This window comes from Nonomuraea composti (assembly GCF_012034275.1).
Classification (GTDB): domain Bacteria; phylum Actinomycetota; class Actinomycetes; order Streptosporangiales; family Streptosporangiaceae; genus Nonomuraea; species Nonomuraea composti.
The window spans coordinates 155,749-169,618 of sequence record NZ_JAATEP010000004.1; the positions used below are offsets into that span (position 1 = coordinate 155,749).

Below are 13,870 nucleotides of genomic sequence, written 5' to 3' on the forward strand. Positions count from 1 at the left end.
CACCTGCCGGAGCAGGCTCAGAAGCCGTGCACCCGGCGGAAGGCGCGCGCGACCTCCCGCAGCCGCTTGGCCTCGGTGGCGACGAGTTCGCCTGACATGGGCGTGGGGTCCCGCGGCGGTGTCACGGGCGGCGTGGGCGACGGAGACCCGGCCGCCAGCGCCCGGCGCAGCAGGTACGCCTCGACCGCGGCCTCGCTCAGCCCTTGCCGCCGGCAAAAGTCCTCCGCCTCTCGATAAGCCTCGTGAGCCAGCCTCGTGCGCAGCTCCACGATCGCGTCGTTGATCTCGATGATCCGACGCGTCAGCCGGTACCCGGCGTCCCTGACCCGCAGCAGATCGTGCAGCCCGGAGGCGGGTGGCGGCTCGAGCGCGATGTGCGGCAAGGCCCGGTGCAGCGCGGCCCACAGCCGGTAGAGGCGCACGCGGGCACTGTGGTCACGCAGCCACGCGGCGGCGGCCGACGCCCGCGCGCCCCACGAGGAGGCCGTGCAGCCGACGGAGGCGAGCACCACCCCGCCGAAGATCACCAGCCGGGCGACCGGTTCCATCTCCTGCACGGGATACCCGGCCTGCCTGCCGAACACGTCGAGGCCCCTCAGCACGGCGTAGACCAGCCCCAGCAGGGACGCGGCCGACACCAGGTGCAGCCCCAGCCGCTGCCACCCCGGCCGGTCCTCACGGGCGTTGCGCCAGCACAGCCACGTGTTGCGCACCTGGACGGCGCCGAAGATGGTCACGTACACGCCGAGGTAGGTTGCCACCCGCGGGTGTCCCGCGTACCTGACGACGAAGTCGGTCGGCTCCTCGGGCAGTGGCGTGATCCGCAGGAAGAGCAGCACCATCACGCCCAGGATCAGCGTCCCGACCAGCAGGTGCCAGCGGACGGCCGCCGCGACCCGCCCCTCGGGGATGAGCCAGAGCAGGACGAGCAGGTGGATGGTGAGCGCGAAGCCCATGGCCGAGGCCTGGGAGAGCAGGGCGGACAGGTTGGGCACGCCGAGGATCGCGTCGATACCGGTCCAGACGGCGGGAACGGCGACGGTCATGGTGAGGGCCAGGAAGAGCATGGCCACCGACAACGAGATCAGCCCGGGGTTGCGGCCGTCCCTGACCACGTACGTCAGCTTGTGGAGGACGACGATCCACACAAGCACCGCGCAGGGGAGGTAGAGCGCAGCGTTCACCGCTCACCTCGGACGGCGGCCGAGCGTGCGTTCAAGACGCGAAAGGAGTCGGTGCTCCGGAGGCGGCGGCGGATCCTGGCCCCGGTGCGCCTTCTCCAGGATCCGCGTGGCCACGTATTCGGCCTCGTACTCCACCCGGTCCTTGAACGTGGTCCTCAGGTGACCCGCCACCAGCTCCGGCGACAGGTCGGGAAACAGCGTCCGCAGGAGATCCTTCGGGTCGTGCCCGAGCAGCAGGTGGGCCAGCTCGTGCAGGATGATGTGCTGCTGGTGCACGGGCGTGGTGTGCGGCTGATAGACGATCACGTCGCGGTTCTCGTGCATCAGCGTCACCCCGTGGAGCGTGCCGGCCGCCATGGGGACGGGGATCACCAGGATCTCCCGCCCGCGCGCTGCGCCGACTTGCTCACACAACGTGTACGCGTCGAAGGGGACGGGCAGCTCCAGCCCCCGGACCAGGCGGTCGCACTTGCGCCGCATTTCCTTGAGACACACGTCCCCGCCTCCTGAAGGACCGCGCGGTTATGGACCGCTCGCCGTGTCCTGACCCGCATCGCCTTGCCGCAGGTCTTCGAGCTCGCGCATCCTATCGACGACTTCCCGGATGGAGGCGAGGCTCTCCGCCGACAGTCCTACTGCCCTCATTGCCATCGCTTTAACATCGGCGTCGCGCATGGCGTTGAGCAGCATGAGCTGCTCGGTGATGGCGGGGTCGTCCTCCAGGAAATAGCGCGGGGGCACCTCGAAGAACTTGGCGAGCGCCTCGATGTGCTTGATGGTCGGGTTGTCACGCTCGCCCTTGCGCAGGTACCAGATGTAGGTGCCCGAGATCGTCGGACCGCCCTGCTTCCTGATCCCCGCCGCCACCTCGTCGTTGCTGTACGGGCCCCGGTCCCGCGGGTGGAAGTGCTGGAAGAGGTATTCGAGCTTCTCTGCGAGCGTTGCCGGCGGTCGTTGCGGCCCCTGGTCCGTCATGACGGTCTCCTCCGTGCCGCGGCAACTGTTGTGAAGAGCATACCTCATGCATCTTGACATGAGTTGACAACCGGTCGGCGAACATCCAAGCTGATCCTCATAACTCACATGAACTTCCAACAGCAAAATCTTAACAGTCGTTGAGATGGTCGCTGCCGGATCGGTCACACGAGAGGACTCAAGGCCGATGCGCACGATAGACACCATCACAGGGATGTTCGGAGCCGGCTGGGAGGATTTCATCATCCCCGTCACGAGCGGCATCTTCGTCACCATCATCATCGGTGGCGTTCGGGCCATGTGGTCGCGCCGCCGCGTGCCCACCGCCATCTCCCGCCGCGTACGCCGCGAGACCTACCTCGACACGGTGCGTACCGAGTCGGCGAAGAAGGGCACCGAGCGGATCGACGTCGTGGCCCCCAACCTGGCGCCGGCCTCGGAGAAGCGCACGCGGGACATCCTGGAGACCTGGACCAGGATCAACGAGAACGGCCGCGTCCGCGTCGTCACCCACGACTCCGAGGACAACATCCGCGGCGGCGTCGAGCTGCTCAACCGCGGCATCGCGGTCCGGGTGGCCGAGCCGGAGCTGGGCATGGGCAACTTCAGTTTCCACCTGTTCTCCCGCGAGCCGGCAGCCGACTCGACGGTGATAGTCAACCACCGCGTCAAGGGCAAGGACCGTCCGGCCAGGCAGGACGGCATCGCCGCCACCCAGATCCTCGGCGAGTACTACCAGCAGGTCTGGACCGGCGGCCAACCGCTGGAGGCGGTCCTGGCCAAGCGGATCTGCGGCCACGTCGCCGAGCCCGGCGACCCAGCCTCCGTGCAGGCGGCGCTGCGCGGGACCGAGCGGCTGCTGGGCATCGACCTGGGGGACGCCGCCAAGGTGCTGCCGCACTTGGCGTTCGGCAACGGCTGCCAGGTGGTGTTCATCCTCGGCCTGCCGGGGGCGGGCAAGTCACTCGTACGGCGCTCGCTGGCCGACCGCCTGGAGGCCATGGGCATCCGGACGGCCCAGTTGTCCGACTACAGCTTCATCTACGGCGGCTACGTGCGCGACGCGATCAAGCTGGAGCAGGCCCGCGGCGGCAGCTTCATCGCCCACCCCGCCGGCGCCTTCGAGGTCGACGACATCGCGGTGCTCGGCCCCGCGCTCCAGGAGCTGGCCCAGGCAGTGCGCGTCAGCGTGAAGGAGCACAGCAGGGTCGCCCTCGTCGAGTTCGCACGCCCCAACCTGCTGACCGCGCTGCGCGAGTTCGAGGATTTGCGGCCCAACAGCCAGGTCGTGTACGTCAACGCCCCCGCCCAGCTGCGCGCCGAGCGGCTCAACCGCCGGGTCGAGCCGCACCAGGTGGTCGTGTCCGGCAGCGAGATCACGATCAGGACCAGCGACAACCATCTGCTCCCGCCCTCGGCGAACCAGGCCATCTACGGCAAGGACAACATCGACGACCTCAAGGCCGACACGCACTGGAACCGCCGCGTGTTCCAGATCAGGAACGACGTGGACGACAGCGGCGCCAAGATTCAGGCGCGGTTGGAGGAGTTCGTGGAGAACGTCATCGGCCCCTACCGGTCGGTCGGCGGGCAGCGCACCCGGCCGTAGAGTTCGCGGCGGCGATGGCGGGGCCGGTGAGGATCATGCCGCGTCTCCTGTCCGGCCGGTCAGCACCTCTTGTACGGCCTGGGCGAGCGGGAGGGGCGGGCCGTTCCAGCGTCCGCCGAGGAAGGTGTCGGCCAGGTAGCGGGTGGTCCAGGCGCACCGCATCCGGTCGCGACCGCGGTGCACGATCAGCGGGCCGACCAGGGAAGTGAGCGTGTCGAGGAAGGCGTCGTCGGCTGCGTCGGCGAGGTGGGCGCGGACGAGGTGGTTGCCGAAGGGTTCGATGGCCAGCAGGTCGCCCACGCGCAGGGCCGCGCCGAGCGGGACGGAACGCAGGCTGGTCTCGTTGAGCAGCACGGCCCCGGTGTTACGCAGGTGCCGGGCGATCAGCGTCAGGACCCGATGCCGGTCAAGAGCCGTGCCGCGGAAGGGGACGGCGACTGGCGAGATCGGCTGATTCAGGCGATCACGCAAAGCGTTGAGGCGGTCGGCCAGGCCGGCCACCGGCAAGGGGATGGAGACGGCGTCCGGGAACGGTGCCGTACGGGCGGTCCAGCCGTGGTCGCCGGGTTCGGCCTGGGCGTAGCCGGCGCCGAGTTCGGGGCCTTTGACCACCACGGTGTCGTCTACGCGGTCCGGCCTGTACCGGGGCTGTGGCGGCGCCCGGAGAAGATCACGGACAGGAAGGGACAGGCGGCGGCCAGGGCGAGGTCGTGGTCATAGCCGGCGTGGCTGAGCGGGATCCAGTCATCGACCGCCTCCCGGTGACGGTGGTGCAGGTCGTGCAGGGCGCGGCCGGGCGGGAGGACGGCGTGGCCGGTGCGGTCGGCGGCGGGGATGGTGGCGAACGCCTGCTCGCCGATCACGGCGGTGATGCCGACGCGGTGGTGGCCGATGTGTTCGATGCGGAGTGTGCGGAACAGGGGCTCGCCGGTGAGGTTGTGCACGGCGTTGGCGCAGACGGTCAGGGCGCGCAGGTCGGGTTCGAAGTGGTGGCGCCAGCCGTGGTTGCCGGGCGCGAGCACGTCGTACAGCAGGATCAGGGCGCGGCGCTCCAGGTCGCCGCCGCCGAGCCGGTAGTAGCCGCTGCCTTCGAAGAAGTCGCCGCAGTCGGCCACCAGCGCCCGCCGGCGCGCGCTGTGCAGGTGGGCGAACATCGGCAGCGGCCGGTCGAAGCTGGAGTGCACGTCGGTGGTGGCCACGATGCCCTCCAGGATGCGCCGGCCGGTCATGCCGGTTCCCCGGTGATGTCCGCGCCGAGACGGCGCAGCTTGCCGGGCAGGTCCGCGTGCCCGCGCCGGAGCTGGGCCAGACCGGACACCGTGGTGAGGCCGTCGGCGGCCAGGGCGGCCAGGAGCAGGGCCGAGCCGCTGCGGATGTCGTTGGCCGTCACCGCGGCGCCGGTCAGCCGTTGCGGCCCGGTGATGCGGCAGTGCGTGGCCGACAGTTGCTCGATCGCCGCGCCGAGGCGGGCCAGTTGCGGGATGAGGTTGCCGTGCCGTCCCGGGTTGATGGCGTCGGCGAACAGGTGCACGCCGCGCAGGCCGAGCGCGAGCGCCATCAGCGACGGCTCGAAGTCCGCGTCCAGCCCGCCCGGCGCCAGGGACGCCACGGCTCGCAGCGGCTGGCCGGTCAGCTGGGTGTCCTGGCCGTGCACGGTGACGGTGTCCGCGCTCGCGTGGGCGGGAATGCCGAGCCAGGCCAGCATCTCCATGGCCGGCAGCACGTCGGCCGCCCGTACCCCCTTGATCTGCGCCGACCCCCGGGTCACCGCGACCGCGCAGGCCAGGGTGACCGCCTCCACCTTGTCCCCCGGCACCTCCCAGGCCAGCGCCGCCGACTCGCCCGCGTGCAGGGGCGTGAGCCGCAGCCTCTCCTCGGTCGCGAACGCCTGCCAGCCGGCCGCGCGCAGGAAGGCGAGGATCTCGGCCACCTCCGGCGACACATTCGGCTGGGTCACCGTCAGGCAGCAGCGCTCGATCACGGCCCGCAGGATGGCCGCGACCGTGGCGCCGCGCGACCGGAACGGCAGCACGATCTCCACCTCCGGCAGCCGTTCACCGGCCCTGACCACGTGGTAGCCGGAGCCGTCCAGCACGACCCGGTCCCCGAACGCCTCATAGACGCGAAAGTGCAGGTCCATGCCGCGCTCGCCGACCGGGCAGCCGCCCGGCCACGGCAACCGGGCCCGCCCGTTGGAGGCCAGGAGCGCGGGCACCAGGTAGTAGGAGGCGCGGATGGCCGCCGCGCCGGCCAGGTCGGCCGGTGGGGCCGCGCCGCAGACGGGCAGGATGACGACCTCTTCGGGGTTGATGACCGAGCGCGCCACGCTGTAGCCGCACAGCCGCAGCGGGTCGAGCATCGTGCGTACGTCCTGGCATTGGGGCATGTTGCTCAGATGGGTCAGCCGCCCGACGGCCGTGGCTGCCGCGATCAGCGGCAGCGCGGCGTTCTTCGATCCGTCCACCCGGACGGAGCCGATCAGCGGCTCCCCGGAACGGATGGCGATGGCGTCGGCGACAGAGATGGTCGAAGGCATGGTGGCCTGCGCTCCTCTCGAGGCAGGAAGTCGAATGACTCTCAGCAGACGACCTGCGTCGGAGCGTTGTCAGGAGGACAAGGAGTGGCACACGCGGACACGCCTGTCCGTCCTCAGGAGGGAGAAGGGACACGCCGTGTCAGCCTCCTTAACGCGTTCGCGTGCTGTACGGCTGCGCAGGGCGTACAGGAGCAGGTAGAGGATGGCCGAGGCTGCGGCGACGTAGCTGAAGGCTTGCGGTAGGGCCCGAAGGCCAGGCCCAGGCCGAGGGTGACGGCCGGGCCCGCAAGTACGGAGCCTTCGTAGCGAATCTCGATCGCCGCCCTGGTGATCGTCTCCGTCGCGGTCAAGGAAGGCCGCGAGGCCTGGCGCGGTGAGGCCTGCTGCGAGAGCTGTGTTTGAAATTCTTCGAAAGGTTCGAGGCCGGGTGATGGCGCGGTGAAACTGACTCCTGAATCGGTTCGGCCAACCAGACGAAGGAGATGGGATGAAGGGAAGCACGTTTCTGCGGCTGGCTCTCGTAGCCCTGCTCGCCTGTTCAGCGACGTTTCTGGGAGGGGCTGCCAGTGCGCAGCCGTCCGCCGCGGCACTCGTGAGCATCTCGCGAATAGCGAACTGGAACAGTGGTAAATGTATCGTGGTCCGGGGCTACGCGGAGCGTGCCCAGGCGACTCAGACCACTTGCGACAGCTACCGTGACCAGAACTGGGTGTTCACGCGGGTGGGCGGCACAGGGGACATCTACTCGATTCGCAATATGAACAGCGACAAATGCCTGGTCGCCCAAGGTCACCAGCCGTCTTATGTCTTCCAGAACACATGCGCCAATTACCTGGACCAGCACTGGCAAGCATCTCCAGACTTCGGCACCTTCCGTCTGATCAATCGCAACTCCTTCCTCTGCATGGTCGTACAGGGAACGGCACTGGAAAGCCCGGTCATCGCGACCGACTGCAACGCGACCTACGCCGATCAGTACTGGCGCCAGCAGCAGCTGACCTGAACCCGGTCACGTGAGCAGGTCGAGGAGTTCCGCGCCGCGGTGGGTCAGGCGCAGGCGGACCTCGCGCCCGCGCCGCTCGCGGTGCAGCAGCCCCGCGGCGGTGAGCTGGTCGCAGTGGTAGGTGATCGTGCCAAGGCTCAGGTGGAGGTGGCGGGCGAGGTCGCTGACGGACGGCTCCCAGGACGAGGCGCGCAGGATGCCGGCTCTGATGGGGCCCAGGATCCTGGTCAGCGCACTGTCCTGGGAAGGGGCCGGGGCGGCGCGGGTGACGATGCGACCAAGGCCGGGCAGGGGGTAGCCGATCCACACCAGGTCGTCGCGTTCGACGCCGTACATGCTGGCCTTGAATCCCGAGGCGAGCGGCACCAGCACCAGCCGGCGTCCGTCCAGCCCGGGACGGGCGCCGGCGGGAACGCGCGGCAGGCGCAGCCGGCCGTCGAGGTAGCGCAGGGAAGGGCTCAGGCCGGTCAGGACGGCGTCGAGGCCGCCGCTGACGACGGCGGCGCCGATTGGTTCGGTCTCCCGCGCGAAGAGGCTGTCGGCCCGGGCCCACAACGGCTCTATCACGGTCGCGGCGGCCCGTACCACCTTCACGTAGACGGCGAGGAAGGCCTCGGGGTCGTCCAGGATACGCTGCCAGAACGGCGGCGCCGAGTCGCCGAAGTGGCGGGCCACCTCGGCGGCGAGTTCTTGCGGGTCGAGTTCCTCCAGTTCGCGCAGGAGCGTGCTCATGCTGGTGGTACGGGCGCTGTCGACCAAGGTCAGGGAGCGGGGTGTCCAGGGACAGCCGCTGCCGTTCAGCAGCGGGCCGATCAGTGCCGCGCTGGCGGGCAACGCCTCGCGTACGGCGTGACGCCACGATGCGGGCACGCCGCTGGGTTCGCCGCCCAGGATGTCCCTCAGCAGGGAGAAGAGGGTCGCGCCCGGCGAGCGGCGCACCTCGACGCGTACCTCGTCCAGCGAACCCAGTAACAGCGTGCCTCCGGCCATCCGCGTCTCCTTGTCGCTCGATCTCCGCGAAGATGAGAACCCGGTGGCATGTCACCCTCTTCCCGGTTGGCATACCGGTTCCGGGTCGTCGAGAATTCCACGGTGACCGGCATGTATCCGCTCTTGGGCGCACCCGCGCCGACGAGATACCAGTCGTAGTGCTCCGTACCACACTTGAAATAGGGCTTCTCGCGCCCAATTACCTGCCAACAACGGGGGACGGGCGGGGTGGCCTGGTGGATGGTGGTGCGGGCGGAGGGCCAGGCGGCCTCGATGGCGTGTTCGACGAGGTATTGCGGGATTTGGCCGGGCACCCATAGGCGGATGGTTACGCCGTCGGCGCTGAAGCCGTACTCGAAGCTGAGGTGTGGTTGTGGTGGAGCGTCGCAAAACGTGAGCTTCCCCTGGATGACGCCGACGGCGTCGCAGCCGTCCAGGCCGCCGGGATACCCCTCTCGGTGGCCTGGCTCGGCCGCACCTCAACGGATGATCAACAGAACCCGACTCTTTCGCTGCCTCGGCAGTTGCGCTCCTCCAGGGATGCCATGCCGGAAGGTCCCGTGATCGTCGCTCACTTCTACGACGTGGAGGCTCGTGAGGCGTTCAACATCCCGATCGCCCGTGACGGCAGTATTCGCGACCTTCTGGCGGAGGCGAAGCGGCCGGACCGCCGCTTCGCCGCCGTGATCTGCGAGTCCGTGGAACGGGTGGCTCGGCGTACGTACTTCGGCACGAAGATCGAGTACGAGCTGGAGCAGGCCGGCGTCATGCTTCTGGCGGCCGACGAACCGATGCCGCAACTCGACCGCCCCAAGGGGGGCCGCGCCCGCAAACGCGCGACGCCGGTACTGACCAGGCGAGTCAAACAAGCCGTGGCCGAGTGGTACGTGCTCCAGATGCTGGAGCTGTCCTGGGACGCCTTCTGCGAGCATACGGAGCAGGGCTGGAACGTCGGCAAGCCGTGTTACGGCTACCGGGCCAAGAAGATCCCGCATCCGGTGGCCGCCAAGCGTGCGGAGGGCAAGAGCAAGACGCGCCTGGTGCGCACCCTGTCGAGGGGCCAACGGTCACCCACATCTTTCTTCTCCGCGCCGTTCACAAGCTCGGGTACGACGCCATCGCGGACAAGCTGAATCTTGAGCCGCAGAAGTACCCGCCACCGATGCCTGTAGATCCCAGGCGTGCCCTGGGGCGTTGGAGCGGCTCCGCCGTCCGGGAGGTGCTCTCCAATCCCAAGTACACCGGCTACATGGTGTGGAACCGTCGCGCCACGAAGAAGGGCGGCAAGAACAACCCGATCAGCGAGTGGGTCTGGTCGCCGCGTCCCACGCATGAGCCCCGGGTGACAAAGGACCTGTTCCAGTCGGCCACCACGATCGGCCGCGTCCGACAAGGTTCGCGCACGGCCCCGGGACCCAGCAGTCACCCTCAGGCCAGCCGCACGTACGAGCTCCGCTCATATCTCGTCTGCGAGATCTGCGACAGGCGCATGTACGGCAAGAGCCGCAGGACCACGCAGTATTACGCCTGCGAACCCGACATGCGCCACCACAAGGACCGCCGCGACTGGTACGCCAGCCATCCCAAGAGCTTGTGGGTCCGCGAGGATGACCTGCTCGATCTGGTGCACGAGTTCTTCGCGGTGCGTGTCTTCGGCGCACCGTACATCGAGGCCCTGGGCCGCCAACTCCCTCAGCAGCCCTCTGAGAGCGACATCCGCAGTGACGGCTCGAGAAGGAGATCGCCGATCTGGGTAAACGCCAGGACAACGTCCTCAACCAGATGGAGGAGCAAATCTCCAGCGGGGATGAGGAGATCGATCGGGAGTTCCGCGAGCGCCTTCAGCGCCGATACGCCGACCTGTCCCGCGTCCGGAAGGTCAAGCTTGAGGAGCTCAAGACCTTGGGCGCCAGCGCTGAGCCGACCGAGGACAAGGAGCTGCTCGACGAGCTCCCGCGACTCGCCGCCAACCTCGCCACCGTTGGCGAGGACCTGCAACGCAAGCTCTTCGACGCGTTCAACCTCGAACTTCGCTACCGCGTCGACACCCACGAGGTGCTCATCCGCATCACTGTCAAGGAGGACAACTTGCGCGCGATCAAGGCTCTGACAAGCAAAATCGCCGATCCTCCCGGAGGAGATCGGCGACCGATGATGTTTCCCTTGTTCTGAGTGCCCCCTGCAGGATTCGAACCTGCGCACCCGGCTCCGGAGGCCGGTGCTCTATCCCCTGAGCTAAGGGGGCTCAACGTGTGACTAGGCTACCAGCTTCCGATGACCACTCCGCACCAGATAAAGCCTCGCGAACACTTCCCGCGAAACCGCTCGTGACCGTGCCGCTACGCGTTAGCTTTGCGCCCGTGGGTGAGGTTCTTGGGAAAGTACTGGTCGTAGACGATGACGAGGTCATCCGGCAGCTCATCGCGGTCAACCTGAACCTGGAGGGGTTCGAGGTCGTGACCGCCACCGATGGGCAGGACTGTCTGGAGCAGGTGCTCGACGTCATGCCCGATGTCATCACGCTCGACGTGATGATGCCGTTCCTGGACGGGTGGACGACGGCGCAGCGGTTGCGGACGGAGGAGGCCACCAGCCACATCAAGGTCGTGCTGATCACGGCCAGGGCGCAGGATGACGACAAGATCCGAGGGTGGGGGATCGGGGTGGACGCGTATCTGACCAAGCCGTTCGATCCTGCCGAGTTGATTCAGGTCGTGCGGGAGTTGGCGGCCGGCGCCAAGGAGTGAGTGTTTGACCTGTGGGGTTGTGCTTTGAGCGCTCGCTCCCAGGGGTGGGTGTGGCGGCCGGGGTTCGCGGATCACATGCGCGAGTCCCGGCCGTTGTGCTGGGCGGGTTCGTTCGGTGGATGGTTGGGCGGCGTTTCCGTGGGGGTGTGGGCGTTTCAGGGGTGGGAGGGGCTGGCGGGTTTCTGGCGGGGGGAGTGGGCAACCTGGTTGGATTGGGGCATCTCGCTCTCGGTTGAGGGTGGTGCGGTGGGACGGCGGTGCGGGGGCTGGGGTCGTCGGGGCTGGATCTTGGGGGCCGGTCTACACGCCGTGAGAGTCATCAGTGGTAGCCAGGAAAGGTTGGTTGCGGACGTGCGTAGCTCGATATTTCGGAATTTGGATCCTCAGCAGCTGCCCCCGGGGTTCGCGCTCGAGAACGGCAAGATGCTGCGGGTCCAGTTGCCCCACGAGGTGCTGGCCAAGCAGGGGTCCATGGTGGCCTTCCAGGGGCAGATGGACTTCGACTACGAGGGCGCCGGCGGGATCGGGAAGCTGTTCAAGAAGGCCATGACGGGGGAAGGCGCCTCGCTGATGCGGGTGCGGGGGGAAGGGCTGCTCTACCTCGCCGACAACGCCGATGACATCCACCTGTTCTATCTGGAGAACGAGGGGATCACGGTCAACGGGCGTAACCTGCTGGCGTTTCAGCCGCAGCTCACCTGGGACATCCAGCGGGTGCAGGGGGCGGGGGTGGCGGCCGGGGGGCTGTTCAACACGACGGTGACGGGGACCGGGTGGGTGGCGGTGACCACGCATGGCACGCCGGTGCTGCTGGACGTGGCGCGCATGCCGACGTTCGCCGACGGGCAGTCCGCGGTGTGCTGGAGCTCGGGGCTGCAGGTGGGGGTCAATCGGACGATGAAGATGGGGGCGTTGATCGGGCGAGGGAGTGGGGAGGCCATGCAGCTGGCGTTCAGGGGGCAGGGGTTCGTGCTGGTGCAGGCCAGTGAAGGGGCTCCGGTCGTTCAGGCCTCCCATTGAGCCCTCGATGCGGGGGTTCTCGTCGGTCCCAAGACTCCATGGACAAGGTGTTCTACCAGCGCGACGAGGATCGGATCGCCGCGGCGAAGGAGCTGTTGAGCAGTGACTGGTGAGCCACAGCCGTACGCGGCCTACGAGCGGCTGATCGCCGACCTGGACGCCGCGAAGGCCCGGTACCGGCTGATCGAGCACGCGCCCGAGGGCCGGACCGAGCAGGTCAGCGCATTGCGCGGGAACGCGGTGGCGCAGGCGGCGAAGTGCCTGATCGTGATGGTCAAGGTCGGCAAGAAGCAGTCCCGGTACGTGCTGGCGGTCGTGCCGGGTGACGCGCGGCTCGATCTGCAGGCGGTCAAGGCGCTGCTCGGCGGCACGTACGTGGCCTTCGCCGCCACCGAGAAGGCCGAGGAGCTGGCGGGCAGCGTGACGGGGACGGTGCTGCCGTTCAGCTACGACCCCCGGCTCGAGCTGGTCGCAGACCCCTCCTTGCTGGACCAGCCCGAGCTGTTCTTCAACGCCGGCAGGCTCGATCGCTCCGTGGCGCTCAACACTGAGGACTATGTCCGGCTGGCGTCCCCACGGGTGGCGCCCATCACGAGCGATCCGGCCGCCACCAGTGATCCCTCCGTTACGGGTGGTCAGGTGGTTACGAGCAGGTAGGCGTGGGAGCGGTGTTGGTGCCGGTCCAGGAGGCCAGGAAGCCGAACGTGGTCGAGGCCCCGGGCGCGAGCGACCCGTTCCACGTCGCGTTCCGTACGGTCACCGAGGAGCCGCTCGCGCTCAGCGTCCCGCCCCAGAGCTGGGTGATCTGCTGACCGTCGGCGAACGTCCACGTCACCGTCCACGAGGAGCGCGGCGTGCTACTGGTGTTGGTGACGGTGACCTCGCCCTGGAAGCCGCCCTGCCACTGCCCGGTGCTCTTGTACGTGGCGGTGCAGCCGCCGGGCGGCGGGGGCGTGATGGTGGTGGTGACGGTGGGCGTGGCGGTGTTGCCGAGGGCGTCCACCAGGGCCGGGTACCACTTGTCGGACATCTTCTGGTCGCCGGCGGCGTTCGGGTGCACCCCGTCGTAGGTGTCGGTGCTGGTGCTGAAGCCGGTCCACTGGTCCACGACGGTGATGGGTGACTGGAGGGTGGAGGTGGCGGCGGCCCAGGCGGGGATGGCGTTGTTGAAGTTGACGGCGCGCTGGGCGCAGTCGGCGCAGGTGGACGGGTTCATCGGGATGATCTTGGCGACGAGGATCTTCATGTTGGGGTTGCTGGCCCGCATCTGGCCCACGAGTGTCGTGAACGCGCTGAGGATCGTCGCCGGCGCGATGTTGCTCCACACGTCGTTGGTGCCGAAGTGCATCAGGACGATGTCGGGCTTGGTGGCGGAGAGCCAGCCGGGCAGCAGGCCCTGGTTGGCGACGTTGGTGGCGAGGTAGCCGCCGTGTCCCTCGTTGTCGCCGTCGTAGGAGACCCCGCAGCCCTGCGGCGGCAGGGTGCCGACGAAGTCGATGTTGGTGTGGCCGGTGCTCTGGAGGCGGTTCCAGAGCAGGGCCCGCCAGCAGCCGGGGGAGCCGGTGATGGAGTCGCCCAGGGGCATGATCTTGATGGGGGCGGCGCTCGCCGTGGCCGTGGCCGCGAATAACACCGCCGCCGCCAGCGCCACCAGCGCCGTCACTACCGAGACGATCGTGGTCCTGCTGCGCATCGTGCGCTTTTCCGTCCGTACGCCTGCACGAAACATCGTGTGCTCTCCCGTCCGTACGCCTGTGCGAAACGTAGGAGCGGCGGCAGCTCCCGAGCCTGCGCGAATCGTAGGAT

General features: G+C 68.4%; 15 protein-coding genes, 1 tRNA gene and 1 pseudogene. 8 read left to right on the forward strand and 9 right to left on the reverse strand.

Going from position 1 to position 13,870, the window contains the following annotated elements; genetic code table 11:
* Positions 1-17: 17 nt before the first annotated feature.
* The 3 genes from HCN51_RS08060 to HCN51_RS08070 are packed head-to-tail and all read right to left on the reverse strand — an operon-like array spanning position 18 to position 2,159.
* Positions 18-1,184, reverse strand: coding sequence for an MAB_1171c family putative transporter (locus HCN51_RS08060; protein ID WP_168008311.1), 1,167 nt, complete (start codon positions 1,182-1,184; stop codon positions 18-20).
* Between the two features lie 3 nt (positions 1,185-1,187).
* Positions 1,188-1,679 (reverse strand): ImmA/IrrE family metallo-endopeptidase, encoded by a 492-nt coding sequence (locus HCN51_RS08065; protein ID WP_168008313.1) that lies wholly within the window; start codon positions 1,677-1,679, stop codon positions 1,188-1,190.
* A 27-nt stretch (positions 1,680-1,706) separates the two neighbouring features.
* The gene (locus HCN51_RS08070; RefSeq protein ID WP_168008315.1) at positions 1,707-2,159 is read right to left on the reverse strand and encodes an XRE family transcriptional regulator; all 453 of its coding nucleotides are present in this window, start codon (positions 2,157-2,159) and stop codon (positions 1,707-1,709) included.
* A gap of 187 nt (positions 2,160-2,346) precedes the next feature.
* Between HCN51_RS08070 and HCN51_RS08075 the strand changes: the two genes are divergently transcribed.
* On the forward strand, positions 2,347-3,768 hold the full coding sequence (locus HCN51_RS08075; RefSeq protein ID WP_168008317.1) for a nucleoside/nucleotide kinase family protein: 1,422 nt from the start codon (positions 2,347-2,349) through the stop codon (positions 3,766-3,768).
* Positions 3,769-3,801: 33 nt separating this feature from the next.
* Here the strand turns inward: HCN51_RS08075 and HCN51_RS58040 are convergent, their stop codons facing one another.
* From HCN51_RS58040 to HCN51_RS08085, 3 genes are read right to left on the reverse strand one after another with little or no spacing between them, the layout of a single operon-like run.
* Positions 3,802-4,383, reverse strand: coding sequence for a hypothetical protein (locus HCN51_RS58040; protein WP_206066708.1), 582 nt, complete (start codon positions 4,381-4,383; stop codon positions 3,802-3,804).
* An 8-nt stretch (positions 4,384-4,391) separates the two neighbouring features.
* Positions 4,392-4,997 (reverse strand): metallophosphoesterase family protein, encoded by a 606-nt coding sequence (locus HCN51_RS58045; protein ID WP_206066709.1) that lies wholly within the window; start codon positions 4,995-4,997, stop codon positions 4,392-4,394.
* On the reverse strand, positions 4,994-6,304 hold the full coding sequence (locus HCN51_RS08085; protein WP_168008319.1) for a UDP-N-acetylglucosamine 1-carboxyvinyltransferase: 1,311 nt from the start codon (positions 6,302-6,304) through the stop codon (positions 4,994-4,996). The genes HCN51_RS58045 and HCN51_RS08085 overlap by 4 nt, the downstream gene beginning before the upstream one ends.
* 487 nt (positions 6,305-6,791) lie before the next feature.
* Here HCN51_RS08085 and HCN51_RS08095 point away from each other — a divergent pair, with 487 nt between their 5' ends.
* The gene (locus HCN51_RS08095; protein ID WP_168008321.1) at positions 6,792-7,307 is read left to right on the forward strand and encodes an RICIN domain-containing protein; all 516 of its coding nucleotides are present in this window, start codon (positions 6,792-6,794) and stop codon (positions 7,305-7,307) included.
* Between the two features lie 6 nt (positions 7,308-7,313).
* Here the strand turns inward: HCN51_RS08095 and HCN51_RS08100 are convergent, their stop codons facing one another.
* A complete protein-coding gene (locus HCN51_RS08100; protein ID WP_168008323.1) occupies positions 7,314-8,297 on the reverse strand; it encodes a helix-turn-helix domain-containing protein in 984 nt (327 codons plus the stop codon).
* A 365-nt stretch (positions 8,298-8,662) separates the two neighbouring features.
* Between HCN51_RS08100 and HCN51_RS58050 the strand changes: the two genes are divergently transcribed.
* From HCN51_RS58050 to HCN51_RS08110, 3 genes and pseudogenes are all read left to right on the forward strand, one after another.
* Positions 8,663-9,430, forward strand: coding sequence for a serine integrase family protein (locus HCN51_RS58050; RefSeq protein WP_206066710.1), 768 nt, complete (start codon positions 8,663-8,665; stop codon positions 9,428-9,430).
* Positions 9,373-9,609, forward strand: a pseudogene (locus tag HCN51_RS62915) (recombinase family protein); the annotation flags it as partial. The gene HCN51_RS58050 and the pseudogene HCN51_RS62915, both read left to right, overlap by 58 nt.
* A 470-nt stretch (positions 9,610-10,079) precedes the next feature.
* Positions 10,080-10,469: a PI-PLC domain-containing protein gene (locus HCN51_RS08110; protein WP_168008325.1), complete on the forward strand. Its 390-nt coding sequence runs from the start codon at positions 10,080-10,082 to the stop codon at positions 10,467-10,469.
* 1 nt (position 10,470) lies between these two features.
* Here the strand turns inward: HCN51_RS08110 and HCN51_RS08115 are convergent.
* A tRNA-Arg gene (locus tag HCN51_RS08115) sits at positions 10,471-10,542 on the reverse strand.
* Positions 10,543-10,657: 115 nt separating this feature from the next.
* Here HCN51_RS08115 and HCN51_RS08120 point away from each other — a divergent pair.
* The 3 genes from HCN51_RS08120 (at position 10,658) to HCN51_RS08130 (ending at position 12,721) form a co-directional block, all read left to right on the forward strand.
* A complete protein-coding gene (locus tag HCN51_RS08120) occupies positions 10,658-11,044 on the forward strand; it encodes a response regulator (protein WP_168008327.1) in 387 nt (128 codons plus the stop codon).
* Between the two features lie 351 nt (positions 11,045-11,395).
* A complete protein-coding gene (locus HCN51_RS08125) occupies positions 11,396-12,064 on the forward strand; it encodes an AIM24 family protein (protein WP_346433575.1) in 669 nt (222 codons plus the stop codon).
* Positions 12,065-12,166: 102 nt separating this feature from the next.
* The gene (locus HCN51_RS08130) at positions 12,167-12,721 is read left to right on the forward strand and encodes a YbaK/EbsC family protein (protein ID WP_168008329.1); all 555 of its coding nucleotides are present in this window, start codon (positions 12,167-12,169) and stop codon (positions 12,719-12,721) included.
* On the opposite strand, the gene HCN51_RS08135 is transcribed toward HCN51_RS08130, so the two are convergent.
* Positions 12,708-13,757 (reverse strand): cellulose binding domain-containing protein, encoded by a 1,050-nt coding sequence (locus HCN51_RS08135; protein ID WP_206066711.1) that lies wholly within the window; start codon positions 13,755-13,757, stop codon positions 12,708-12,710. The genes HCN51_RS08130 and HCN51_RS08135 overlap by 14 nt on opposite strands.
* Positions 13,758-13,870 lie beyond the last annotated feature (113 nt).

What these genes read in the sequence shown, in the direction of transcription:
- HCN51_RS08070 (WP_168008315.1), bottom strand. Translation starts at nt 2,159, where the DNA reads ATGACGGACCAGGGGCCGCAACGACCGCCGGCAACGCTCGCAGAGAAG.
- HCN51_RS08135 (WP_206066711.1), bottom strand. Translation starts at nt 13,757, where the DNA reads ATGCGCAGCAGGACCACGATCGTCTCGGTAGTGACGGCGCTGGTGGCG.
- HCN51_RS08110 (WP_168008325.1), top strand. Translation starts at nt 10,080, where the DNA reads ATGGAGGAGCAAATCTCCAGCGGGGATGAGGAGATCGATCGGGAGTTC.
- HCN51_RS08075 (WP_168008317.1), top strand. Translation starts at nt 2,347, where the DNA reads ATGCGCACGATAGACACCATCACAGGGATGTTCGGAGCCGGCTGGGAG.
- HCN51_RS08100 (WP_168008323.1), bottom strand. Translation starts at nt 8,297, where the DNA reads ATGGCCGGAGGCACGCTGTTACTGGGTTCGCTGGACGAGGTACGCGTC.
- HCN51_RS58045 (WP_206066709.1), bottom strand. Translation starts at nt 4,997, where the DNA reads ATGACCGGCCGGCGCATCCTGGAGGGCATCGTGGCCACCACCGACGTG.
- HCN51_RS08085 (WP_168008319.1), bottom strand. Translation starts at nt 6,304, where the DNA reads ATGCCTTCGACCATCTCTGTCGCCGACGCCATCGCCATCCGTTCCGGG.
- HCN51_RS08095 (WP_168008321.1), top strand. Translation starts at nt 6,792, where the DNA reads ATGAAGGGAAGCACGTTTCTGCGGCTGGCTCTCGTAGCCCTGCTCGCC.